This is a genomic window from Mycolicibacterium mageritense, assembly GCF_010727475.1.
GTDB classification, from domain to species: Bacteria; Actinomycetota; Actinomycetes; order Mycobacteriales; family Mycobacteriaceae; genus Mycobacterium; species Mycobacterium mageritense.
On the sequence record NZ_AP022567.1, the window covers coordinates 6302666 to 6326745 of the forward strand.

14 protein-coding genes are annotated in these 24080 nt (G+C 68.5%); 12 read left to right on the top strand and 2 right to left on the bottom strand.

Features of this window, described 5'->3' with window-relative positions:
* The first annotated feature begins 92 nt into the window (after nucleotides 1–92).
* From mutA to G6N67_RS30455, 11 genes are all read left to right on the top strand, one after another.
* Nucleotides 93–1955 carry a methylmalonyl-CoA mutase small subunit gene (mutA, locus tag G6N67_RS30405; RefSeq protein WP_179976764.1) on the top strand — a complete coding sequence of 621 codons (1863 nt, stop codon included), beginning with the start codon at nucleotides 93–95 and terminating at the stop codon, nucleotides 1953–1955.
* A gap of 1 nt (nucleotide 1956) precedes the next feature.
* Nucleotides 1957–4206 (top strand): methylmalonyl-CoA mutase, encoded by a 2250-nt coding sequence (gene scpA / locus G6N67_RS30410; RefSeq protein WP_036441682.1) that lies wholly within the window; start codon nucleotides 1957–1959, stop codon nucleotides 4204–4206.
* Nucleotides 4206–5195 carry a methylmalonyl Co-A mutase-associated GTPase MeaB gene (gene meaB, locus G6N67_RS30415; protein ID WP_036441685.1) on the top strand — a complete coding sequence of 330 codons (990 nt, stop codon included), beginning with the start codon at nucleotides 4206–4208 and terminating at the stop codon, nucleotides 5193–5195. Before scpA ends, meaB begins: the two co-directional genes overlap by 1 nt.
* A 5-nt stretch (nucleotides 5196–5200) precedes the next feature.
* Entirely contained in the window at nucleotides 5201–5533 is a 333-nt protein-coding gene (locus tag G6N67_RS30420; protein WP_230023798.1) for a DUF4333 domain-containing protein, read from the top strand.
* Nucleotides 5534–5607: 74 nt separating this feature from the next.
* Nucleotides 5608–6876 (top strand): esterase/beta-lactamase LipL, encoded by a 1269-nt coding sequence (lipL, locus tag G6N67_RS30425; protein ID WP_036441691.1) that lies wholly within the window; start codon nucleotides 5608–5610, stop codon nucleotides 6874–6876.
* Nucleotides 6877–7776: 900 nt separating this feature from the next.
* Nucleotides 7777–14052, top strand: coding sequence for a sulfolipid-1 biosynthesis phthioceranic/hydroxyphthioceranic acid synthase (gene pks2, locus G6N67_RS30430; protein ID WP_036441694.1), 6276 nt, complete (start codon nucleotides 7777–7779; stop codon nucleotides 14050–14052).
* A gap of 28 nt (nucleotides 14053–14080) precedes the next feature.
* On the top strand, nucleotides 14081–15532 hold the full coding sequence (locus G6N67_RS30435) for a condensation domain-containing protein (protein ID WP_036441697.1): 1452 nt from the start codon (nucleotides 14081–14083) through the stop codon (nucleotides 15530–15532).
* 3 nt (nucleotides 15533–15535) lie between these two features.
* The gene (locus G6N67_RS30440) at nucleotides 15536–16951 is read left to right on the top strand and encodes a condensation domain-containing protein (protein WP_036441700.1); all 1416 of its coding nucleotides are present in this window, start codon (nucleotides 15536–15538) and stop codon (nucleotides 16949–16951) included.
* 2 nt (nucleotides 16952–16953) lie between these two features.
* The gene (locus tag G6N67_RS30445) at nucleotides 16954–18303 is read left to right on the top strand and encodes a WS/DGAT/MGAT family O-acyltransferase (RefSeq protein ID WP_235684073.1); all 1350 of its coding nucleotides are present in this window, start codon (nucleotides 16954–16956) and stop codon (nucleotides 18301–18303) included.
* A 100-nt stretch (nucleotides 18304–18403) separates the two neighbouring features.
* Nucleotides 18404–20152: an AMP-binding protein gene (locus tag G6N67_RS30450; RefSeq protein WP_036441706.1), complete on the top strand. Its 1749-nt coding sequence runs from the start codon at nucleotides 18404–18406 to the stop codon at nucleotides 20150–20152.
* Between the two features lie 2 nt (nucleotides 20153–20154).
* Entirely contained in the window at nucleotides 20155–21438 is a 1284-nt protein-coding gene (locus tag G6N67_RS30455) for an Rv1490 family membrane protein (protein ID WP_131524854.1), read from the top strand.
* Nucleotides 21439–21454: 16 nt separating this feature from the next.
* On the opposite strand, the gene G6N67_RS30460 is transcribed toward G6N67_RS30455, so the two are convergent.
* Both G6N67_RS30460 and G6N67_RS30465 read right to left on the bottom strand, forming a co-directional pair.
* Nucleotides 21455–21883, bottom strand: coding sequence for a hypothetical protein (locus G6N67_RS30460; protein ID WP_163642345.1), 429 nt, complete (start codon nucleotides 21881–21883; stop codon nucleotides 21455–21457).
* A 50-nt stretch (nucleotides 21884–21933) separates the two neighbouring features.
* Entirely contained in the window at nucleotides 21934–22644 is a 711-nt protein-coding gene (locus tag G6N67_RS30465; RefSeq protein ID WP_036442274.1) for a GAP family protein, read from the bottom strand.
* A 99-nt stretch (nucleotides 22645–22743) separates the two neighbouring features.
* Here G6N67_RS30465 and G6N67_RS30470 point away from each other — a divergent pair, with 99 nt between their 5' ends.
* Nucleotides 22744–24072 carry a non-ribosomal peptide synthetase family protein gene (locus tag G6N67_RS30470; protein WP_229478293.1) on the top strand — a complete coding sequence of 443 codons (1329 nt, stop codon included), beginning with the start codon at nucleotides 22744–22746 and terminating at the stop codon, nucleotides 24070–24072.
* Nucleotides 24073–24080: the final 8 nt, after the last annotated feature.

Below are 24080 nucleotides of genomic sequence, written 5' to 3' on the forward strand. Positions count from 1 at the left end.
GCCGTGAGTCGGGTGCCCGGCGGCCGACCCCGTGATGGCGATCATTTAGCCTGAGGGTCGAGTAGGTAGGTCACACGCTGCGATAACAGGAGATGCGGGTGTCGTTACAGGGGTCCAGTGCGGTCGAGTCCGACCGCGAGAAGTGGCGGACGGCAGTCGCCGGGGTATTGGCCAAGAGCACTCGGCGAGATCCCGCGGATCTGCCCGCAGAGCCTGAGCGGCTCCTGGATTCGGCCACCTACGAGGGTTTTCCCATCCGGCCGCTGTACACGAGCCTTGACGCACACCCCGAGCAGGCGCTTCCGGGCCAGTGGCCCTACGTGCGGGGTGGCGACGCGCTGCGTGACGTGAAGTCCGGCTGGAAGGTCGCCGAGGCTTTCCCGATCGTGCCCGGCGCGGGCGTCGAGATCGTCAACGGCGCAATGTTGGTCGCGCTCACGGAAGGTGTGAGCGCTCTTGCGTTGCGGGTCGGTGGCGACGACGGAGTTTCCGCGGCCGAGCTGGACCGGGTTTTCGACGGGGTCTTCCTCGATCTGGTGCCCGTGATCTTCAGCAGCGCGGGAGCCGACTATCCCGCCACCGTGGACGCAGTACTGGCGCTGCTGGGCAACCTCGATGCCGATCAGCGCTCGCGCCTGTCGGTGGACCTGGGAGCCGACCCGGTCACCGCGCCGCTGTCGGGTTTGCCTGCGGCCGAGGTATCCGACGTGGTGGCCGCCGCGGCGAAACTGACCGGCTATGCGGGCCGGGTACGGGCGATCACGGTCGACGGGCCTGCGTTCCACAACGCGGGAGCGAGCGCAGCGTGGGAGCTGGCCGGCGCGATCGCCGCGGCCGTCGACTATCTGCGGGTGCTCACCGAGGGCGGCATCGCAGGCCCGGACGCCCTGCGGCAGATCAGCTTCCGGTTCGCCACCGACGACGATCAGTTCATGAGCATCGCGAAACTGCGTGCCGGACGCCAACTGTGGGCCAGGGTCGCCGACGTCGTGGGTGCGCCCGAAGCCGGCGCGGCCACGGTGCACGCCGTGACCTCCCTGCCCATGATGGCGCAGCGCGATCCGTGGGTGAACATGCTGCGGACCACGCTCGCTGCCTTCTCAGCAGGGGTCGGGGGCGCCGACACCGTGCTGGTGCATCCGTTCGACGTCGCGATCCCGGGCGGACTCGACGGTACGTCGGTCAGTTTCGCGCGGCGCATCGCCCGCAACACCCAGCTGCTGTTGTTGGAGGAGTCGCACATCGGGCAGGTGCTGGATCCGGCGGGCGGGTCGTGGTTCGTCGAGGATCTGACCACGCAGCTCGCGCGGCAGGCCTGGTCGCACTTCCAGGACATCGAATCGCGTGGCGGCTTCGTGGCGGCCCGCGATTACGTGGCAGCGCAGATCGCCGAGGTGGGCCAGCGGCGCGCCGACGACATCGCGCACCGGCGCACGTCGATCACGGGCGTCAACGAGTACCCGAATCTCGCCGAACAGCCGTTACCCCAGACGCATTCGGCTGCCGCGGTCGCGCGCTACGCCGCCGGTTTCGAAGCGCTGCGGGACCGCTCCGATGCGTACCTGGCCGGGACCGGGGCGCGGCCCCGCGTGCTGCTGCTGCCGCTGGGGCCGCTCGCCGAGCACAACATCCGCACGACGTTCGCGTCGAACCTGTTGGCCTCGGGGGGAATCGAGGCGATCAACCCCGGCACGGTAGACGCGTCGGGTATCGCGGCCGCCGTCGCCGAGGCGGGCTCGCCGAGTGTCGCGGTGCTGTGCGGCACCGACGCCCGCTACGGCACCGAGGCAGCGGCCGTCGTCGCGGCCGCGCGGGCCGCCGGGGTCGGCCAGGTGCTTCTCGCCGGCCCGGAAAAGGCCGTGGCGGACGCTGATTCGAAACCTGACGGGTATCTGACCGCGAAGATCAACGCGGTGGAAGCGTTGTCCAACCTGCTCACCGGACTGGGGGCCTGACATGACCGCAACAACCGGCATCGGAAGTTTCGCCGACGTACCCCTGCAGGACAACGGCGCCGGAGACCCGGTCGCACCGGCCGCGGTCGACGCACACGTCGCGGCGGCCGCCGCGGCCCACGGCTACAGCCCGGACCAATTGACGTGGACCACACCGGAAGGCATCGACGTCAAGCCCGTCTATGTCGCGGCCGACCGGGCCGCGGCAGCCGATGCCGGCTACGCGCTCGACAGCTTCCCCGGCGCACCGCCGTTCGTCCGCGGGCCCTATCCCACGATGTACGTCAACCAGCCGTGGACCATCCGGCAGTACGCGGGTTTCTCGACGGCCGCCGAATCCAATGCGTTCTACCGGCGCAACCTCGCGGCAGGTCAGAAGGGCCTGTCGGTGGCGTTCGACCTGGCAACCCACCGTGGCTACGACTCCGACCATCCGCGTGTCCAGGGCGACGTCGGAATGGCCGGTGTGGCAATCGATTCCATCCTCGACATGCGCCAGCTGTTCGACGGCATCGACCTGTCGGCGGTTTCGGTATCGATGACCATGAACGGCGCGGTGCTGCCGATCCTGGCGTTGTACGTGGTGGCCGCCGAGGAGCAGGGCGTGCCGCCCGAGAAGCTGGCCGGGACCATCCAGAACGACATCCTCAAAGAGTTCATGGTCCGCAACACCTACATCTACCCGCCCAAGGCGTCGATGCGGATCATCTCCGACATCTTCGGTTACACCAGCACCAAGATGCCGAAGTTCAACTCGATCTCGATCTCCGGCTACCACATCCAGGAAGCCGGTGCGACAGCCGATTTGGAGCTCGCCTACACCCTGGCCGACGGCGTCGAGTACATCAAGGCCGGCCTGGACGCGGGTCTGGACATCGACAAGTTCGCGCCGCGGCTGTCCTTCTTCTGGGGCATCGGCATGAACTTCTTCATGGAGGTCGCCAAGCTGCGGGCCGGACGGCTGCTGTGGAGCGAGCTGGTGGCCGAATTCGCGCCGAAGAGCGACAAATCGCTGTCGCTGCGCACCCACTCGCAGACCTCGGGGTGGTCGCTGACCGCGCAGGACGTGTTCAACAACGTGGCCCGCACGTGCATCGAGGCGATGGCCGCCACGCAGGGCCACACCCAGTCGCTGCACACCAACGCCCTCGACGAGGCGCTCGCGCTGCCCACCGACTTCTCGGCCCGCATCGCCCGCAACACCCAGCTGCTCCTGCAGCAGGAGTCCGGCACCACCCGCCCGATCGACCCGTGGGGCGGCTCGTACTACGTCGAATGGCTGACGCACCAGCTCGCCGAGCGGGCGCGGGCCCACATCAAGGAAGTCGCCGAACACGGCGGCATGGCGCAGGCCATCAGCGACGGCATCCCGAAGCTGCGGATCGAAGAGGCCGCCGCGCGCACCCAGGCGCGCATCGACTCCGGTGCGCAGACCGTGATCGGCGTCAACAAGTACCAGGTCGACGAGGACCAGGAGATCGAGGTTCTCAAGGTCGAGAACAGCCGGGTACGGGCCGAGCAGCTCGCCAAGCTGCAGCAGCTGCGGGCCGATCGCGACGAGGCTGCCACGCAGGCTGCGCTGGCCGAACTGAGCCGCGCGGCAGAGGCATCGGGTCCGGCCGGTGAAGACGGGCTGGGCAACAACCTGCTCGCGCTGGCCATCAACGCCGCCCGGGCCAAGGCCACCGTCGGGGAGATCTCCGATGCGCTGGAGAAGGTGTACGGCCGCCACGAGGCCGAGATCCGCACCATCGCGGGCGTCTACCGCGACGAGGTAGGAAGTAGCGGCAACGTGAGCACCGCAACGGAATTGGTGGAGAAGTTCGCCGAGGCGGACGGGCGCCGGCCGCGCATCCTGGTGGCCAAGATGGGCCAGGACGGGCACGACCGCGGCCAGAAGGTGATCGCCACGGCATTCGCCGACATCGGTTTCGACGTCGACGTGGGCTCGCTGTTCTCCACGCCAGAGGAGGTGGCGCGCCAGGCCGCCGACAACGACGTGCACGTGGTGGGGGTGTCGTCGCTGGCCGCCGGGCACCTCACGCTCGTGCCCGCGCTGCGCGACGCGCTCGCCGAGGTGGGCCGGCCCGACATCATGATCGTGGTGGGCGGCGTGATCCCGCCGGGCGACTTCGACGAGTTGTATGAGGCAGGCGCGACCGCGATCTTCCCGCCCGGCACCGTGATCGCCGAGGCCGCCATCGGGCTGTTGCGCAAGCTCGCCGACCGGCTCGGGTACCAGCTGAGCTAGTGGCACCCACCGTCGGAGAACTCGCCGCGGGGATCCGGGCCGGCGACCGTGCGGCGCTGGCCCGCGCGATCACGCTGGTCGAGTCGACCAGGGCGGATCACCGTGATCAGGCCCAGCAACTGCTGCTCGAGCTCATGCCCGACGCGGGCAGAGCGCAGCACGTCGGCATCACGGGCGTGCCGGGCGTGGGGAAGTCCACCACGATCGAAGCGCTCGGGATGTACCTCATCGAGCGGGGCCACCGGGTGGCGGTGCTCGCGGTCGACCCGTCGTCCACGCGGACCGGCGGGTCGATCCTCGGCGACAAGACGCGCATGGCCCGGCTGGCGGTGCACCCCGATGCCTACATCAGGCCGTCGCCGACCTCGGGCACCCTGGGCGGCGTGGCCAAGGCCACCCGGGAGACCGTCGTGCTGCTTGAGGCGGCGGGCTACGACGTGATCCTGGTCGAGACGGTCGGGGTGGGGCAGTCCGAGGTCACGGTGTCGAACATGGTGGACACCTTCGTATTTCTCACACTCGCCCGTACGGGCGACCAGTTGCAGGGCATCAAGAAGGGTGTGCTCGAGCTCGCCGATGTCATCGTGGTGAACAAGGCCGACGGCGAGCACGCGCTGGAGGCCAAGAAGGCCGCGCGGGAGCTGACGGGTGCGATCCGGCTCATCTATCCGCGGGAAACACTTTGGCGCCCACCGGTTCTCACCATGAGTGCGCTGGCGGGCCATGGCCTTGAAGAGCTGTGGGACACGGTGCTCAAGCATCGCAAGGTGCTCACCGAGGCGGGGGAGTTCGAGGCCAGGCGCCGCGCTCAGCAGGTCGACTGGACCTGGTCGATGGTGCGGGACACCGTGCTCGACCGGGTGCTGTCGCACCCTGCGGTCCGCAGCATCCGGGACGACGTGGAACGCCAGGTTCGCGAAGGTGAACTGACGCCTGCCCTGGCGGCACAGCAGCTTCTCGATGCGGCAACCGAAAGGGACGACGGATGACGAATATGACGGCCAGAGTGCTGTGCGGTGCGGCCGGAACGGCCCTGACCGCGGTACTGCTCGCGGGTTGCGGCGGAGCGGCCAAGGTCGACAACGCGACCGTGGTGAGCAAGACGGACCTGCAGAAACAGGCCAAGGAGAAGCTGCAGGCCGCGGCGAAGAAGAAGGCCAAGTCCGTCGTGTGCGAGGACGGCATCGAAGGCACCGTCGGTGCGACCCAGAAGTGCGTGCTGACCGGCACAGACGGCAAGAAGTGGGCCGTCACGGCCACGGTCACCGCGGTCAAGGACGGCAAGGCGACCATCGATTTCAAGACCGCCAAGGATCCCATCCAGTGACGTTCGGGCCGAGCGGGCCTAACGGATAGGTAACACATGGAAAATTTGCCGGGGTTCCAGGTAAATTCGACTGTGTGACGTATGTGCACACGCGGGATCGCAACGGGGCGGTCCCACATCGCGTTCAGGGCGCGGCCGACGAGAACTTCGCCTGCACCGTCCGCGCGTTTGCGCAGCTGTTTCCCGGGCGACGCTTCGGCGGTGGTGCGCTGGCCATCTACCAGGACGGCGACCCCGTCGTCGACGTCTGGACCGGATATTCCGACCGGGCGGGCACCGAGTACTGGACGGCCGATACCGGTGCGATGGTCTTCTCGGCGACCAAGGGAATGGCCTCGACCATCATCCATCGGCTGGTGGACCGTGGCCTGCTGGATTACGACACGCCCGTGTGTGCGTACTGGCCCGAGTTCGGCGAGAACGGCAAGGCCGGCATCACGGTCCGGCAGGTCATGGCGCACGAGGCCGGGCTGTCCCAACTCAACGGTGTCAGCAAGGCCGAACTGCTCGACCACCGGCTCATGGAACGGCGGATCGCGGCGGCGCCGGTCAACTCGCTGTTGTTCGGCAGGTCGGCCTATCACGCACTGACGTACGGGTGGCTGCTGTCCGGCCTGGCCCGGGCCGTCACGGGTCAGGACATGCGCGAGCTGTTCCGCACCGAACTGGCGAACCCGTTGCGCACCGACGGCATTCACCTCGGGCGCCCGCCCGCCGGCGCACCGACCCGGGCCGCCGAGATCCTCGGTCCGCAGCGGCGCTGGCCGAACCAGATCTTCGATTTCGTGGCCCCCAGGATCGCGGCCCTGCCCTTTTCGGGCGCGTTCGGTTCGATGTACTTCCCCGGCGTGATGTCGCTCGTACAGGGCGATACGCCGTTCCTCGACTCGGAGATCCCCGCGGCCAACGGGGTGGCCACCGCGCGGGCGCTCGCCCGGATGTACGGCGCGATCGCCAACCACGGGCAGTTCCGCGGCGCCGAGTTCCTGTCGGAGCGCACGGTGGCCGGCCTCACCGGTCGCCCGCATCTGCGCCCCGATCGGAATCTGGTGGTGCCGTTGGCTTTCCATCTCGGCTATCACGCGGTGCCGTTCGGCGTGATGCCCGGTTTCGGTCATGTCGGCCTCGGCGGCTCGGTCGGCTGGGCCGATCCGGCGAGTGGGCTGGCCATCGGCTTCGTGCACAACCGGCTGTTGACTCCGATGGTGTTCGACATGGCGGCGTTCGTCGCGCTCAATGCCGTGATCCGCAACGACGTGGCCCGCGCCCGCAGGCGCGGTTACGCCCCGGTGCCCGATCTCGGGGCAGCACCGTACGAACTGTCCAAGCCGGTCGCCGGCTAGTCCCGCCCCGGACAACGCAACTCGTCGGGCACTGCCGGAGTGATTTATCTCACTCGCGCGCCGGCCTGGGTGCTGGATGACAGATGGCTCCGTGCAGATTCCCTGTTGAGGGGTGCGATTTGCCGTGCCCGTAAATTGCCTGTCTCGGTGCGTTCACGCAATCGTGGTGGTGGCGCGCTGCTGCCGACTCGTCGCGATGGTGGTAGGGCGGACGGGCCGTGACGCCGACGTTGCCGGGACGGGCCGTTCGCGTCGCGTCGGCACAGGTCATTTGCGACCGCAATGAGCCGGCGGGGGTTGCGGGCGCAAAACGTGAATATAGTTTGTCAGGTTAATGAAATAGCCATTCAGCGCTATTTCCCGAAACTTCGAGACAGTTTTGGAAATGTTTGCGCGGTAGCTGCTGGCAAACTTTCTGTGCCGTTGCTATGGGGTCGCTGAGGCCTATGTGGGAATGGTCGTTCAAACGGTTTGGATTCAAGGTGGGAGAAACCCCGCAACGCCATCCGGTTGGTGTAGGGTGAGCGCCCGCGGGCGCGCGCGAGAGGTGGCTGGGGATCCGGATGGGTGCGTTATATGCAAGTGCGACAACGGCTTTAGGTAGCCCTGTAGGCCTGCCTGATACGTGCTAGGGTGGCGCGACGCGGATCTGGGAGCCCGGGTGTGTCCGGCCCGTTAACCTGTAGTAAGTGGCTCATTACCATTTCTGCGATCGGATGTTTCCAACATTGTTGTTGGGCGGGACGCTACGCTACGCACGCGAGTTGGCAACAACTCAAACTGGATGAGGGGATCCGGTAGCGTGCGTCGGCGGCGACGCAGCGCGCATTCTTTTTTCGCGCTTTAGCCGTGCCAGCGATGCGTTGTACAACGCCTGATCGAGAGAGGTCTTGAGCCGACATGGCTGATGCTCCAGTCACCCCCGTCGCCGTGATCGGCATGGCATGCCGGCTACCTGGGGGAATCGACTCACCGGCCAAGCTGTGGGACGCATTGCTGCGGGGTGACGACCTGGTCACCGAGATCCCCCTGGAGCGATGGGACGCCGACGAGTTCTACGACCCCGAGCCGGGCGTCGCGGGCCGGTCGGTGTCGAAGTGGGGCGGCTTCCTCGACGACGTTGGCGGATTCGACGCGGACTTCTTCGGGATCGGTGAGCGCGAGGCCATCGTGATCGATCCGCAGCAGCGGTTGCTGCTCGAGACGTCCTGGGAAGCGCTCGAGCACGCGGGCGTCGATCCGGCCACCGTGGCCGATTCCCTGACCGGCGTCTTCGTCGGGATGACCTACGCCGACTACCAACTGCTCGCCGCCGATGCGCGGGTGCTCGACGGGCCTTACGGCTTCACGGGCAGCAATTTCAGCCTGGCATCGGGACGCATCGCCTACGCGCTCGGCGCGCGCGGACCGGCCTACACGGTTGATTCGGCGTGCTCGTCGGGACTGCTCGCGATCCACAACGCCTGCCGCAGTCTCGGTGACGGCGAAAGCGACCTCGCGCTGGCGGGCGGCGTCCACATCGTGCTCGAACCGCGCAAGATGGCCTCCGGTTCGGCGCAGGGCATGCTGTCACCGACGGGCCGCTGCCATGCGTTCGATGTCGCAGCGGACGGCTTCGTATCCGGCGAAGGCTGCGCGGTGGTACTGCTGAAGCGTCTGCCCGATGCAGTGCGCGACGGAGATCGCGTGCTCGCGGTCATTCGCGGCACGGCGGCCAACCAGGACGGGCGCACCGTGAACATCGCGACCCCGTCGCGCGACGCGCAGGTCGCGGTCTATCGGGCCGCGCTCGCGGCGGCAGCCACCGATCCCACCACCATCGGCATGATCGAGGCCCACGGGACAGGTACCCCAGTCGGCGATCCGATCGAATATGCCGGCTTGGCAGACGTTTACGGCACCACGGGCCCGTGCGCGCTCGGCTCGGCGAAGACGAACTTCGGCCACACCCAGTCGGCTTCGGGCGTGGTCAGCCTCATCAAGGCGGTGCTGGCGCTGCAGGAGGCCGTGATTCCACCGAGCCTGCACTTCGAGCGGTTGCCCGACCAGATGGCCGCGATCGACACAAATCTGTTCGTGCCGCGCGAGAACGTGCCGTGGCCTGCCGTCGACGGACATCCCAGGCGCGCCGCGGTGTCGTCATACGGCCTGTCGGGCACCAACGTACACGCGGTGCTCGAGCAGGCGCCCGCCCAGGCGCTCGCCGCGACGTTCGTCGAGGGACGTGACGTCGCGGGTTCGGCCGGCGCCGGGGCCAAGCTGTTCGCCGTGTCCTCGACGTCGGCCGACGCGCTGCGCGAGAGCGCGCGCAGGCTGGCCGACTGGGTCGCCGAGGCGGATCTGCGTGGCCGTGGACTGGCCGATCTCGGATATACGCTGGCCCGTCGCCGCGGCCACCGCGACGTTCGCACGTCCGTATTGGCAGCCACGCCAGACGAACTCGTCGAGGCGCTACGCGAAGTAGCCGACGGTGACAGTCCGTACCAGCCTGCTGCCGCGGGAGGGCGCGGACCGGTGTGGGTGTTCTCCGGCCAGGGCTCGCAGTGGGCCGCGATGGGCGCATCGCTGCTGGCCACCGAACCGGTGTTCGCCGCGACCGTGGCCGAGCTGGAACCGCTCATCGCCCGCGAGTCCGGATTTTCGGTGACAGAGGCGATGTCGGCACCCGAGGTGGTGACCGGCATCGACCGGGTGCAACCGAGCGTCTTCGCGATGCAGATCGCGCTGGCCGCGACGATGAAGGCCCACGGAGTGCGTCCGGGTGCCGTGATAGGTCACTCGATGGGGGAGGCCGCCGCGGCCGTCGTAGCGGGTGCGCTCTCGATCGAGGACGGCGTGAAGGTGATCTGCCGCCGTTCGCGGCTCATGGCCCGGGTCGCGGGAGCCGGTGCCATGGCGTCAGTGGAACTGCCTGCCGCACAGGTGCTTTCCGAACTCGCGGCCCAGGGGATCGGCGACGTCGTGCTGGCCGTGGTCGCCTCGCCCGAGTCCACCGTGGTGGGCGGAGCCACGGACTCGATCCGCAGGCTCGTGGCCGGGTGGGAGAAACGCGGCGTGATGGCCCGCGAGGTCGCGGTGGACGTCGCTTCCCATACGCCCCAGGTCGAGCCGGTCCTGGAGGACTTGATCGACCAGCTCGCCGACCTGGATCCGATGGAGCCGACGGTTCCGTATTACTCGGCCACGCTCTACGACCCGCGTGACGAACCCATGTGGGACGGTGACTACTGGGCCGACAATCTGCGCTACACCGTGCGGTTTGCGGCAGCGGTGCAGGCCGCGCTCGAAGACGGGTACCGGGTGTTCGGCGAATTGGCGCCCCACCCGCTGCTCACCCACGCGGTCGAGCAGACGGCGCGCAGTCTCGACATGTCGACGGCCGTGCTCGCCGCAATGCGGCGCGACCAGCCGACCCCGTCCGGGCTCCTGGGCTTCGTCGGCGATGTGCACAACTCCGGTGCGGCAGTGGACTTTTCGGAGCTTTATCCCGATGGCCGACTGGTCGAGGCGCCGTTGCCGGCGTGGACGCACCGCACGCTGCTGCTCACGCGCGACGGTCACGATCAGCCGGGCCGCGGGGCCAACACCGTGGCGGTCCATCCCTTGCTCGGCGCGCACGTACGGCTCCCCGAGGACGAGGAACGGCACGTCTGGCAGGCCGATGTGGGCACCGCGGCGCAGCCCTGGCTCGACGATCACCGCGTGCACGACGTGGCGGCCATGCCGGGCGCGGCCTACTGCGAGATGGCACTGACGGTCGCCGCGAACGTGCTCGGCGACGGTGCCGAAGTGCACGATCTGACGTTCCACGACCTGCTGCTGCTCGACGAGCACACGGAGGTGTCCACGGTCGCCGCGGTGACCTCCGAAGGCGTTGCCGAACTCGGCATCGAATCGACCGCCGACGGTGAGCGGGTTCGCCGTGCGTCGGCACACCTGCGGGCCGCCCCCGGTGGTACGCCGCAGCCGTACGACATCGCCGCACTGCTTGCCGCACATCCGGACCGCACAGACGGCGCCGACCTACGAGAATCCTTCGCGGCGCACGGCATTCAATACGGCCCCGCGTTCGCGGGCCTGGCTGCGGCCGGAACCGGCCCCCGCACTTCGGTTTTCGCCGAGGTGGCGTTGCCGCCCGCGCTGCGCTCGCAGCAATCCGGCTACGCCGTGCACCCGGCCCTGCTCGATGCGTGCTTCCAGGCCGTGGCCGGTCACCCCGCGATCCGAGACGACTCAGCGGGCACGTTGCTGCTGCCGCTCGGTGTTCGGCGGATCCGCGCCACCGCCTCGACGCGGCAGGCGCAGTACTGTCTTGTGCGGATCGGCACGGTCAGCGATGCACTGGTGGAAGCGGACCTGGAGATCCTCGACGAACACGGCACCGTGCTCGTCACCGTCGAAGGTCTCCGGCTCGGTGCGCATGCCGGATCGGCACACCGCGATCACACACTGAACAGCCGGTTGCTGACCGTCAACTGGATCCAGCAGCGCGTGCCGGGGGTCGAGGACACCGAGCGCCGAGCGGTGCTGGTGATCGACACGGCAGCGTCGGGCGAACGGCTTTCGGGCCAGCTGGTGGCCGCGCTGGCCTCGTACGGCGTCGCCGCCGACACGACGGTGTGGCCGTCCGATGCCGCCGCCGACACCGACGCTCAGGAGGCGCTCGCAGGACGGTTGGCGCGGGAGAACATCGGTGCCGTCGTGGTATTCGCGGGATCCGACGCTTCCGGCGCGGCTCCGCACGGTGCCGACCAGGTGCGGCGCCTCGTGCACATCGCGCGTCAACTGCCGGAGGCGACCGGTGCGCCGCGCCTGTACGTGGTGACCCGCAATGCCCAGCGCGTCGTCGCGGGCGACGCGCCCGATCTCGCGCAGGCCGGATTGCGCGGCCTGGTGCGGGTGATCGGAGTGGAGCATCCGCACCTGCACCCGACCCTGATCGACATCGACGGCGACACCGACGCCGAACAGTTGGCGGCTCACGTGTTGTCGGGTTCCGAGGAAGACGAGACGGCATGGCGCGCCGGTGTGCACTACGCCGCGCGCCTCAACCTCGGCCCGCTCGGAGCCGACGACTTCCGGTCCACCGTGGTCGACCATCAGCACGACGGGGTGCGGCTGCAGATCCGCACGCCGGGCGACCTGCAATCGCTCGAACTGGCCGCGGTCGACCGCGTGGAACCCGGTCCCGGTCAGATCGAGGTCGCGGTGCGGGCGTCGAACCTGAACTTCGCCGACGTCCTGGTGGCCCTCGGTCGCTATCCGAGCTTCGAAGGGCGCATGCCCCAGCTCGGAGCCGACTATGCCGGCGAGGTCGTGGCCGTCGGGCCGGGGGTGACCGAGCATCAGGTCGGCGATCAGGTCGCGGGAATCTCGACCAACGGCGCGTGGGCCACCTACATCACGTGTGACGCAAACCTCGCGGTCACCTTGCCGTCGGCCCTGACCGCCGGGCAGGCCGCCGCTGTCCCCAGCGCGCACGCGACCGCGTGGTACAGCCTGCACAACCTGGCCAGGATCTCGGCGCGGGACAAGGTTCTGATCCACTCGGCCACCGGCGGGGTCGGCCAGGCCGCCATCGCGATCGCCCGTGCCGCGGGCGCCGAGATCTTTGCCACCGCAGGCAGCCCGAAGCGGCGAGAACTGTTGCGCGGTATGGGGATAACTCATGTCTACGACTCACGCACCACGGACTTCGCCGATCAGATCCGCAGGGACACCGACGGTTACGGCGTCGACATCGTGCTCAACTCCCTGCCCGGGGCGGCTCAGCGCGCGGGCCTGGAACTGCTGTCCTTCGGCGGGCGCTTCGTGGAGATCGGCAAACGCGACATCTACGGCGACACCCGGCTGGGGCTGTTCCCGTTCCGGCGCAACCTGGCCTTCTACGCCGTCGACCTGGCGTTGTTGACACTCACCGATCCGAACACCGTGCGCGACCTGCTGACCACGGTTTACGAGCAGATCGCCGACGGCGTGCTACCGGTGCCCGAGACCACGCATTTCCCGCTGGCCGACGGTGCCACCGCCATCCGGGTCATGGGCGGAGCCGAGCACACCGGGAAGCTGGTGTTGGACATCCCGCGCAGCGGCCACGGGCCCGCGGTGGTGCCGCCGTCGGAGGCGAACCCTTTCCGGCCCGATGGCGCCTATGTGGTCACCGGGGGTCTCGGCGGGCTCGGATTGTTCCTGGCCGAGAAGATGGCCGAGGCGGGTTGCGGCCGCATCGTCGTCAACGGCCGGTCGGCGCCGGGGCCCCACGCCCAGGCGGTGCTGCGCCGGATTCGCTCGCACGGCACCGAGGTCGAGGTGGAGCGCGGTGACATCGCCGACCCCGCGACCGCCCGGCGCTTGGTCGAGGCCTCGACGGCCACCGGGCTGCCGGTGCGCGGTGTGCTGCACGCGGCCGCGGTGGTCGAGGATGCCACGCTGAGCGCCATCACCGATGCCCTCGTCGAGCGCGACTGGTCACCAAAAGTGCACGGCGCGTGGAATCTTCACGAAGCCACGGCCGGGCAACCGCTCGACTGGTTCTGCTCCTTCTCGTCGGCCGCGGCATTGGTCGGATCACCCGGTCAGGGGGCGTACGCGGCGGCCAACAGTTGGCTGGACGCTTTCGCGCACTGGCGCCGGGCCCAGGGCTTGCCCGCGACGTCGATCGCCTGGGGCGCGTGGTCGGAGATCGGGCAGGGCCGCCACCTGGCGCAGGACCAGGCGATGGCGATCCATCCCGAGGACGGGGCCTATGCATTCGACATTTTGCTCCGGCATGACCGCGCTCACACCGGATACGCGCCGGTGGCAGGTGCGCCGTGGCTCGCGTCGTTCGCGCAGACCCGGCCGTTCGCCGAGGCGTTCCGCAACCTCGACAACGGGCGCGCGGGCGCCAGCCAGTTCCTGGCCGAATTGCGCGCGCTGCCGATGGAGGAATGGTCGACGCGGCTGCGGAGGCTGATCTCCGATGCGATCAGCCTGATCCTGCGCCGCTCGGTCGACGTCGACCGCCCACTGTCGGAATACGGGCTGGATTCGCTCGGCAACCTCGAACTGCGTACCCGCATCGAGACCGAGACGGGCATCCGGATCAGCCCGATGGGCATCACCACCATCCGCGCACTCGCCGACAGCCTGACCGACACGCTGGCGGCCGAAGTGACCGCCTCGACGCCGGCATGACCGTCCGGAAGCAGAGCTAGGAGACGATATGGTTGCCTTCGAAGCAATCCACGACTGGGTCGACGCCCCAGGCACGGTTGTCTCGTGGGAGCCCTCGGCGGCGACACTCGCGAAGGTCGCCGAGGCCCCGGTCAGCCCGGTGCCCGTGAGCTATCAGCAGGCCCAGCATCTGCACGCCTACCGCGATCACGTCGCGCACGGCCGGACCATGGCCCGGCTCAACATCCCGGCGTGGAACATCGCAGGCCAGTGCGACATCCGTGCGATGACCCACGTCATCAACGCCTATGTCCGCCGCCACGACACCTATCACAGCCGGTTCGAAACCGATGGTTCGGGCGGTTTCACCCGCCGTACCCTGGCCAGGGCCCGTGACATCAAGTTCGTCCCGAAAACGTTGGGGGAGATGGATTCCGAGGACTGGCGAAGATACCTGCTCGACACGCCGGACCCCTTGCAGTGGGACTGCTTCCGCTTCGGGATCATCCAGCGATCAGATCACTTCACGTTCTACCTGAGCGTTGATCATGTCCACGCCGATGCCATGTTCATGGGTGCGCTGTTCGTCGAGATTCACATGATGTACGCGGCCCTGGTCGGCGGAGGCGCACCGTTGCAGCTTCCGGAGGCGGGCAGCTATCACGACTACTGCGTGCGGCAGCGCGAGTACACCTCCGGGCTGACGCTCGATTCACCCGAGGTGCGGGCGTGGATCGAGTTCGCCGAGCACAACTCCGGTACCTTGCCGAGGTTCCCGCTTCCGCTCGGTGACGATGCCGGCGCCTGCGGCGGAGCCCTGCTCACCGTGCAGTTGCTCGACGACGATCAAACCGATCGCTTCGAGGCCGTGTGCCATGCCGAGGGCACCCGGTTCAGCGGCGGCGTGTTCGCCTGTGCCGCAATGGCCGAACACAAGCTCACCGGTGCAGACACATACCACGTGATCACCCCGACGACGACCCGCAGAACACCCGCCGAGTACATGACCACGGGCTGGTTCACCGGACTCGTGCCGATCAGCGTTGCGGCGGCGGGACAGTCGTTCGGCGCGATCGCGCGCGCCGCACAGGCGTCCTTCGATTCGCGCATCGAGCTGGCGAACGTACCCTTCGAACGCATCCTGGAGCTCGGCGCCGAGGCCGGAGTACGTGCACCCGCATCGGGTGTCGCGATGCTGTCCTACCTCGACGCGGGGCTGCCTCCGCTGTCTCCCGCGATCATCGCCGAATGGAACCAGCTCAACGGGCGCGTGTACAGCGACGTCGGAGACGCGCATCAGATCGGGATGTGGGTGAACCGGCTGGGCCGGGGCACCACAGTCACGGTGGCCCACCCCAACAATGCGACGGCCCGGCAGTCTGCGTTGCGCTACACCGAGGCGATGAAGGCCGAGTACCTCGACGTGGTGGCCGCCCGAGTGAGCGCCGCTTCCAGCAGTCGGGTGCCCGCGCTCGCGGCACTCGGCGCGACGGTGAGTTGATCGGTGGCACAGGAGATTCGATCAGTGGCGGTGCTCGACGGTGCGCGGGACGATTCGGCGACCGATGCAGTGCAGGACAACCGCCTCGCGCTCACCGACCAGGCCATGTTCTTGGCGCTGCGCGCGACGGGCGAGGAGTCGTTGGCGCAGTTGGTGTGGGTGTACGAGCATGCCGTGAACGCCGACGCGGTGCGAACGTTCCACGCAAACCTGGGGTTCGGGTTGTTCGGCCGGCGCATCGAAACCTCACCACTGCCGTTCGGCAGGCATCGCTGGGTCGCGGCAACGGGCCCGGCCGCTCCGCTGGATATCGAGGAAATCACCCGCCCGAGAACCGAACTCATGGACTGGGCAGACGAGCGTGCGGGCCTGCCGCTCGACCCGGAGACCGGCCCCGGCTGGCGATTGGGAATGTTGCCGATGACCGACGGGTCCACCGCGATCAGTCTCGAGATATCGCACTGCCTCACCGACGGCATGGGCGCCGTGCTCACGATCACCGACGCGATCAAAGGCATCCGGCGCGATCTCGGATACCCACCGCTGAGGTCTCGCACGAGGGCGCGGGCGCTGAGAACCGATGCGCGCGAAAGCCTTCAGGGACTGCCCGAAGTCGCGCGCACACTGGCCAGGACGATACGGCTGGCATATCGGCGTCGCCATGACATCGCGCGCTCGGCCCCGCCACCGCCCTTGCCGTACGACGGCAATCCGGATGCCGAGGTGTTGGTTCCCGCTGTCACGGTGTTCGTCGACCTCGCGGAATGGGACAGCCGCGCGGCGGCCCTGCGGGGCAATTCGCATTCGCTGCTCGCCGGGTTCGCAGCGCGGCTCGGTGCTCGCCTCGGGCGCCGGCGGGTCGGGGACGGCAGGGTGAGCCTGCTGATCCCGATCGCGGACCGGGCCGAGGGGGATACGCGCGCCAACGCGGTGTCGCTCGACGGCATCGCGGTCGACCCGGAGCCGGTCACCACGGACCTGACCGGTGCCCGGGCGGCGATCCGGGCCGGCTTCCAGCGGCGCCGGGACGAACCCGACGAGGCGCTGCAACTGCTGCCGCTGATTCCGTTCATCCCAAAGGTGGCGGTGCAACGCGGTGCCGACGTGTTGTTCGGGTTCGCCGATCTTCCGGTGTCCTGCACCAATCTCGGTGATGTCGACCCGATCATGGGCCGCGTCGACGGCACCGATGCCGAGTACCTGATGCTGCGGGGCGTCAACGGGCGCATCCCGCGCAGGCTGCTCGAACAGCGGCGCGGGCTGCTGACGGTCGCGTCCGGGCGGATCGGTGGTCTCATCTCGATCACCGTCGTGGGCTACGAGCCCGGTGCGGTCAACACCAAGGAGAGTCTGCACGGCCACGTGTCCGAGGTACTGGCCGAATTCGGGGTGACCGGCATCCGGCAGGCCGGAGCATGACGATGCGGCACGACAATCGGCTTGCCCATCTGGACCAGGCGATGTTCGATGCGATGCGGGCCGGCAACCGCGCGCAACTCATGCAATGCCTGTGGATCTATGAACACCCGGTGGATCTCGATGCCCTGCAACGCTTCCATCACCATCTCAACGGCACGTTCGCGGGCCGGCTCATCGAACGGTCACCCCTGCCGTTCGGCAGGCACCGGTGGGTGTCGGGTCGCGGCACGGAGTGCGCCATGGTCGTCGAGTCACCTCGCTCGCGCGACGACCTGAGCGATTGGACCGACGAGCAGGCCGCGTTGCCGATCGATCCCGAACACGGGCCCGGCTGGCGACTTGCCGTGCTTCCCATGACCGACGGAGCGAGCGCAGTCAGCCTGGTGGCATCGCACTGCATGGCCGACGGTGTGGCGGGCATAGTCTCGGTGATCTGCGCGGCCAAGGGTGAATCGCTGAACTTCGGGTATCCCGCGCCGCGGCACCGGTCGGTGCGGGCCGGGATGCGCGCCGCCAGAACGGATCTCGCCGCGACCGCTCGTGACATGCCGGAAGTGTTGCGCACCATCGGCGCTGCGGTGAGACTCCTCGTCCGGCGCAGGCATGAGCTCGCGCGTCCGGCTCCTGCCGTAGGCAGCATGACGGGTGCCGGCAGTGCGCGCATCGTGACGGTCCCGGCCATATCGCTGTTCCTGGACGTCGACGACTGGGATTCCTGCGCGAAAGCGCTTGGCGGTAACACCTATTCGCTGCTCGCCGGATTCGCCGCGCGACTCGGTGCCCGCATGGGCCGGTGCGGCGGCGAGGGCGGCGCGGTCAACCTGCTGCTGGCACTGAGCGACCGCGGTCTGGACGACACCCGCGCAAACGCGATGACCATCGGCAATGTCGGGGTGGATCCCACGGTGGTGACGTCCGACCTGTCAACGGCGCGCGCGGCGATCCGGGCCGCCATCCAGGCGCGGCGCGAGACGCGAGACGAATCGGAACTGTTCCTGCCGCTCATCCCGTTCGTGCCCCGGCGGGCCATGACGCGGTTGTCGGATGCGTTCGTGGGCGCAGCGGGCCTTCCGGTGTCCTGCTCGAACATGGGAGAGCTGGATCCGGCGTTCAGCAGGGCGGACGGAACCGACGCCGAGTTCGTCGTGATGCGGGGAATCGACCAGAACGTCGTCGAGCGCGACATCGTGCGGGCCGGCGGGCATCTGGTCCTGGTCTCGGGGCGGCTGGGGGCGAAGATCTCGATCTCCGTCGTCGGGTACCAGCCCGGAGCCGAGAACTCGAAGGCCTGGCTCCGCGGGCTGGCCGCCCAGGTGCTGAGCGAATTCGACCTCTCCGGGGTGATCGTCTGATCATCGCCGAACCATTCGCCGCGGCGCATCGTCACGGTGTGGAGCTCACTACGCCGGCTGAACTGCGACCGCATTCCGTCGAGCACGAAAGGTATTGCACGTGACCGCATCTTCTTTGACTGCCGTGCTGCGCGAACGCGCCAGCGTGCAGCCGAACGAACCCGCGTTTACCCATATCGACTACGACCGCGACTGGGACGGCGTCGAAGAGACGCTGACCTGGGCCCAGATGTACCGCCGCGTGAAGAACCTCGCCGTCGGGCTGCGCGAACACGCGTCGGTGGGGGACCGGGCCCTGATCCTGGCCCCGCAGAGCCTCGAATACGTCGTGGCCTTCCTCGGTGCGATGGAAGCGGGGCTCATCGCCGTGCCGCTGTCGACACCGATGGCCGGCGCGCACGACGAACGGCTCAATGCCGTGATGCGCGACGCCGGGCCCACGGTGCTCCTCACCACCTCGGCCGTCGCGAGCGACGTTGCGGCATATGCCCATGCCGGTGACGGCGGCATCGCGCCCGCCGTCGTCGAGGTGGACACCCTCGACCTCGACGCCCGCAGCAGCGGACGGCTCAACCGGGAAACCCTGCCGGACACGGCCTATCTGCAGTACACGTCGGGGTCGACGCGCACGCCGGCCGGCGTGATGGTGTCGAATCGCAATCTGACGGCCAACTTCGAGCAGATGATGGGCGGCTTCTACTCGGATTACGACCGCGTTCCGCCCGCAGACTCCACGGTGGTGTCGTGGTTGCCCTTCTACCACGACATGGGCTTGCTGCTCGGCGTGTGCGCGCCGATTCTCGGCGGTTGGCGCACGATCGTGATGAGTCCCTTGGCATTTCTGGCGCGGCCTGCCCGGTGGATGCAGCAGGTCGGCAGCCATCCGCACGCGCTGACCGCGGCACCCAACTTCGCGTTCGACCTCGCGGCGGCCCGCACCACCGACGACGATCTGGCCGGATGTGATTTCGCCGATGTGCTGAGCATCATGAGCGGAGCCGAACGCGTCCACGACGTCACGGTGCGCCGCTTCGCGGATCGCTTCGCGCGCTTCAATCTCCGCGCGGCGGTGATCCGTCCGTCGTACGGTCTCGCAGAGGCAACGTTGTACGTCGCGACCCGCAGCCCCGGACAACCGCCGCTCGTCGCGCAGTTCGAGCCGGAGAAGCTCTCGGCCGGGCACGCCGAGCGGTGCACCGCGGGCACCGCGTTGATCAGCTACGGAACCCCGGATTCACCGTTGGTACGCATCGTCGAACCCGAACTTCACACCGAGTGCCCCGCGGGCACGATCGGCGAGATCTGGGTGCACGGTGAGAACGTGTCGGCCGGGTACTGGAACAAGCCCGAGGAGACCGAGAACACGTTCGGCGGCCGGATCCGCAATGCGCCTGCCGACCTGCCGGGCGAACAGTGGTTGCGTACCGGCGATCTGGGCTTCATCTCGGAAGATGAGCTGTTCATCATTGGCCGGATGAAGGATCTGTTGATCATCCGCGGACGCAATCACTATCCCGACGACATCGAGGCGTCGGTGCAGACGATCACCCGTGGCCGGGTGGCAGCCGTGGCCGTACCCGATGACGCGACCGAAGCGTTGGTCGTGATCGCTGAGGTCAAGAGCAAGGGCCTGGACGCCGCCGACATCGCCGAGCACTGGCAGACCGTGAGAGGTGAGGTGGCGTCGGCTGTTTCGACTGGGCACGGCGTTTCGGTCGCCGATGTCGTGCTCGTCGCGCCCGGCTCGATCCCGATCACCACGAGCGGCAAGACCAGACGCTCGGCATCGGTCCAGATGTACCGCGACGGCAGCTTCACGCGCGTCGACGCCAAAGTACCCGTCGGCTAGTGGTGGGATCCACGCCAGACCAACTGCTCCGGCACCCCACGGTTCCCGGTCCCGGGCCGGGCGCGCGCCGCGGCCGTGTCGTCGGCTATGCCGGTGTCGCGTTGCTCATCGCGGTATGGACGGCGGCGTTCGTCTACGTCGCCGCCGCGGTCGTCCCCGTCGACCACTACCTGATCTCGTACTACGCCGTCGACTACCGGTTCGGTTTCACGCGGCGCGGTCTGGCCGGTGAGGTGGTCGGAAATGTCGCTGACGCCGGGTTTTTCACCAAAGCCGTGCTCATGCGGTGGATCTCGACGGCCGTCTACCTGCTGGGCCTCGGCGCGCTCGCGGTGAGGCTGCTCATGAAGCGGCGCTCCGAACGCCGGTTCATGGTCGCGCTGCTGCTGGCCGTCCTGCCGTTCGGGGTGCCGTACGCGGTGTACTCGGCCCGCCCGGATCTGTTCGGGGCAGTGGCACTGATCGCCCTGTGCATCGCGCTGACCGCGGTGTCGCGGCCGCGGTCGGTCATGTTGTGCTGCGGGCTGTTCGGGGCTGTCATTGCGGTGCTTGCCTTGATGCACGAGGGCATCGCGCTGGAGTTCGGACTCGGCGCGATCCTGGCGGTCCTGGTGCTCGCGCGAGGGCTGACGGTATCCGCGCAGCGCATGTGCGCCGCCCTGGCCGTCGGCCCGGGCCTCGTCGTCGTGCTCGCGGTGGCGGCCTTGGCCGATCACGACGTGAGCGAAAAGGTGTGTGCGACAGTCCCGCACCGCATGATGGAAACCCCGTTCGCGTCGATCAAGTCGGCTCCGGAACTCTTCGACTACATCGCAGGCACCACGCACAGCCTCGAGGACTACCACGACTGGGTGTGCGGTTGGTACCTCTCGACCTTCGACCACAGTGTCGCCGACGGGGTCAGGGAGGTCGCCGCGGTCGGATTGCCTGCGCTGGTCGGATCCTTCGTGTTGGGCGTGCTGGGCGTTGCCGCCACCGTGCGGGCGGTGAGCTTTTTCTCCGGCGTGTCCGTGCGCAGTTTCGTGGGTGAGCTGCGTGGCCGGTTCGCATTGCCCGCCGCCGGCGCGCTGTTGCTTCTGCCGTTGTTCGTCACCGGGGTCGACTGGACGCGCTGGCTTGTGGTCTTCGCGTTCGACGTGGTGGTGGTCTACGTCCTCTACGCGAGCCGGCGTCCCGAGATCGACGAGGCCCCGTCGACACGCGAAGTGCGGCTGCTGCCACTGGTGATGCTCGGATTCATGATGATCCCGCTCGGCCTGACTCCCGGCGGCGGCCCCACGAGATAGCTTGTCGCCCAGGCCGTCAGAACGGCCACGGGGGCGGTGGCAAACCGGGTGGCGGCGGAGGCGGCGGCAACCCCGGTGGTGGCGGAGGCGGGGGCAGATCCTGCGGCGACGGCAGCTGGGGTGGCGGAGGCAACCCGACACCGGGCAACGCCGGCAGCGGAAGTCCAGGCGGGCCCACCGATACCGGGACGCTCACCTGGACCGGAGCCGGCCACTCGGCGGGCACGGGGCCAGGTTCGGGAATCGGGCCCACCTGTGCCAGCAGGTGCTGAACCTCCGGCGTACACGTGGGGCACTGCAACATGGGTGCCTCGTGCTGGTCACGGTTCTCGGCGTTGTCGTTCACCGCGGGATCGGCGGCGGCGACGCCGCAGCCGAGCGCGCAGACCGCGACGCCCACCGTGGCGACCGCAGCCGTATTCAGCAGCCTGTGCCGGAAATTCACCGAGTGCTCCCTCGATCGGAATGTCGTTCGATCATAGAGGTTTCCAGCGCTTACAGGCCGGTCACCCCGACCGCGATGAGTACCGTTCCTGCGAGCGCGAGGACAAGCGCCACATCGCGCCTGGTGCGGGCGTGGACCCAGGCCCGCATCGCCTCGAGCCGCGCGCGGGTGGCTGCAGGCGCCACCAGAAAGCTGGCGATGGGAATGGCGACCACGGTGTTGGCCACCGCGACGAACGTGACGAGCAGGCCGACCTGATCCGCCGGTGTGATCCCGGAGGTCGCGATGAGCACCAGCAGCGCCAGATAGTCGATGGAGGGCAAGGCAATTGCCACGCCCATCGCGCCCGAGAACCACGGGGAGCCGCCTCGCACGAGACCCTTGACCCGGGATGCCACGAACTCGACGGTGCGCGACCCTGCTTGCGGCGGTGGGCCGCCGGCACCCGCCATGGCGACCTCGGGGGACCGCGAGAACTGGCCGAGCGGAACCTTGCTGGCCAACACCGCGGCTGCGAGGAGCGCGAGCACGCCGAACCCGATTTGTACCTTGGCGCTGCTGAATTCGGGGCGTCCCAGCAGTCCGGGACGCACCACGAACAACACCATCAAACCCGCCGTCATGCTCATGAGGAAGCTGCCGGACAGGAACGCGAGCAGTTGCAGCGCGGGCCTCGGCCTGCCGAGTGCCACCGTGATCAGGCCGAGCCGGATCGGCTCGAAGTTCACCGCGATGGCGAGGCCCAGCACGGTGATCCACACACCACCGGACCTTACTCGAAAGCGCCGGTCGCCGGTCCGGCTCCGAGACGCCTACAGGCACCGGGTCACCGGGGTTGGGCGGCGATCTACCATGCCGACGTGGACAACACCCTCGCGTATATGGATCAAGGGTCGTTCCTGGGGCTGCGGGCGCTCGGGCGTGCACCGATCATGCAGTTCACCTGGGTCTACCCGGAGGGTGTCGACATGGCGGGTTTGCGGCGATTCCACGGCGATCTCGGTTCCGGTCTGCTGGGGCGCCGTATCGAACGGTCCCCATTGCCGTTCGGCAGACATCGCTGGATTTCGTCGAGCGGTCCCGCCGACATCGCCGTTGCCGCCTCGGCGCGCCCGCGCGCCGAACTCACCGCGTGGGCCGACGAGCGCATCGTCGTACCCGTCGATCCCGAACACGGGCCCGCGTGGCATCTGAGCGTCCTGCCGCTGACCGACGGGGGAGATGCGGTCACCCTGGTGGTGTCGCACTCGGTTGCCGACGCGCTGGGTCTGACTCTCACGATCGCCGATGCTGTGCAAGGAGTCCGGCGCGACCTCGGGTATCCGCCGCCCGGTTCCGTCTCGCGCACGCGGGCGCTGTTGCGCGACGTCCGGGAGGCCGCCCGGAGCCTGCCCGACGTCGCACGAGCGGCGCGCGCCACGGCACGCGTGGCCCGCGAGCAGAAGGACGATCTGGCCGCATCCTCCAAGTCGGCGGCCCCGGCCACCCGACGGGGCGCCTGTGATCCGGTCATCCCGCCGACCGTCACAGCCTACGTCGATCTGGTGGACTGGGATGCCTGCGTGAAAAATCTTGGCGGCACCAGCAATTCGCTTTTCGCCGGGTTCGCTGCCCGGCTCGGGCAGCTGCTCGGCCGAGTCGACGCGGACGGGCTGGCCATGCTGTCGTATCCGGTGAGCGACCGCACCGAGGGCGACACCCGCGCCAACGCGCTCAATACCGTCACCGCGATCGTCGACCCGGGCCGGGCCACCACCGACCTGACCGCCATCCGCACCGAGCTCAGGCGCGTGCTCACCGATCTGGGCAGTCAGCCGGACGCCAACCTGGCACCGTTGCCGTTGACCCCGTACGTACCGAAGTTCATGGTGCGCCGCCTGGAACGCATGGTCCTGAAGGTCGGAAGCCCGATCGGCTGTTCCAACCTCGGGGAGTTGCCCGCGGCCGCAAACCGGCCGGACGGCACCGACGCCGGCCATCTGTCGTTCCGTCTGGTCGAGCCGGGCATCACTGAAGCAGAATTGGAAAATCTTGGGGGCCTGCTCTATTCGGCCTCGGGACGCGTTCACGGACGGATATTCCTCACCGTGTCGGCGTGGACGGTGGGTGCACCCAACACCCGCGAAGCGCTGCACGACGCGGTGCGGCGCGCGCTCGCCGATTTCGGACTGTGCGCGACGTTCGATTGATCCTGGGC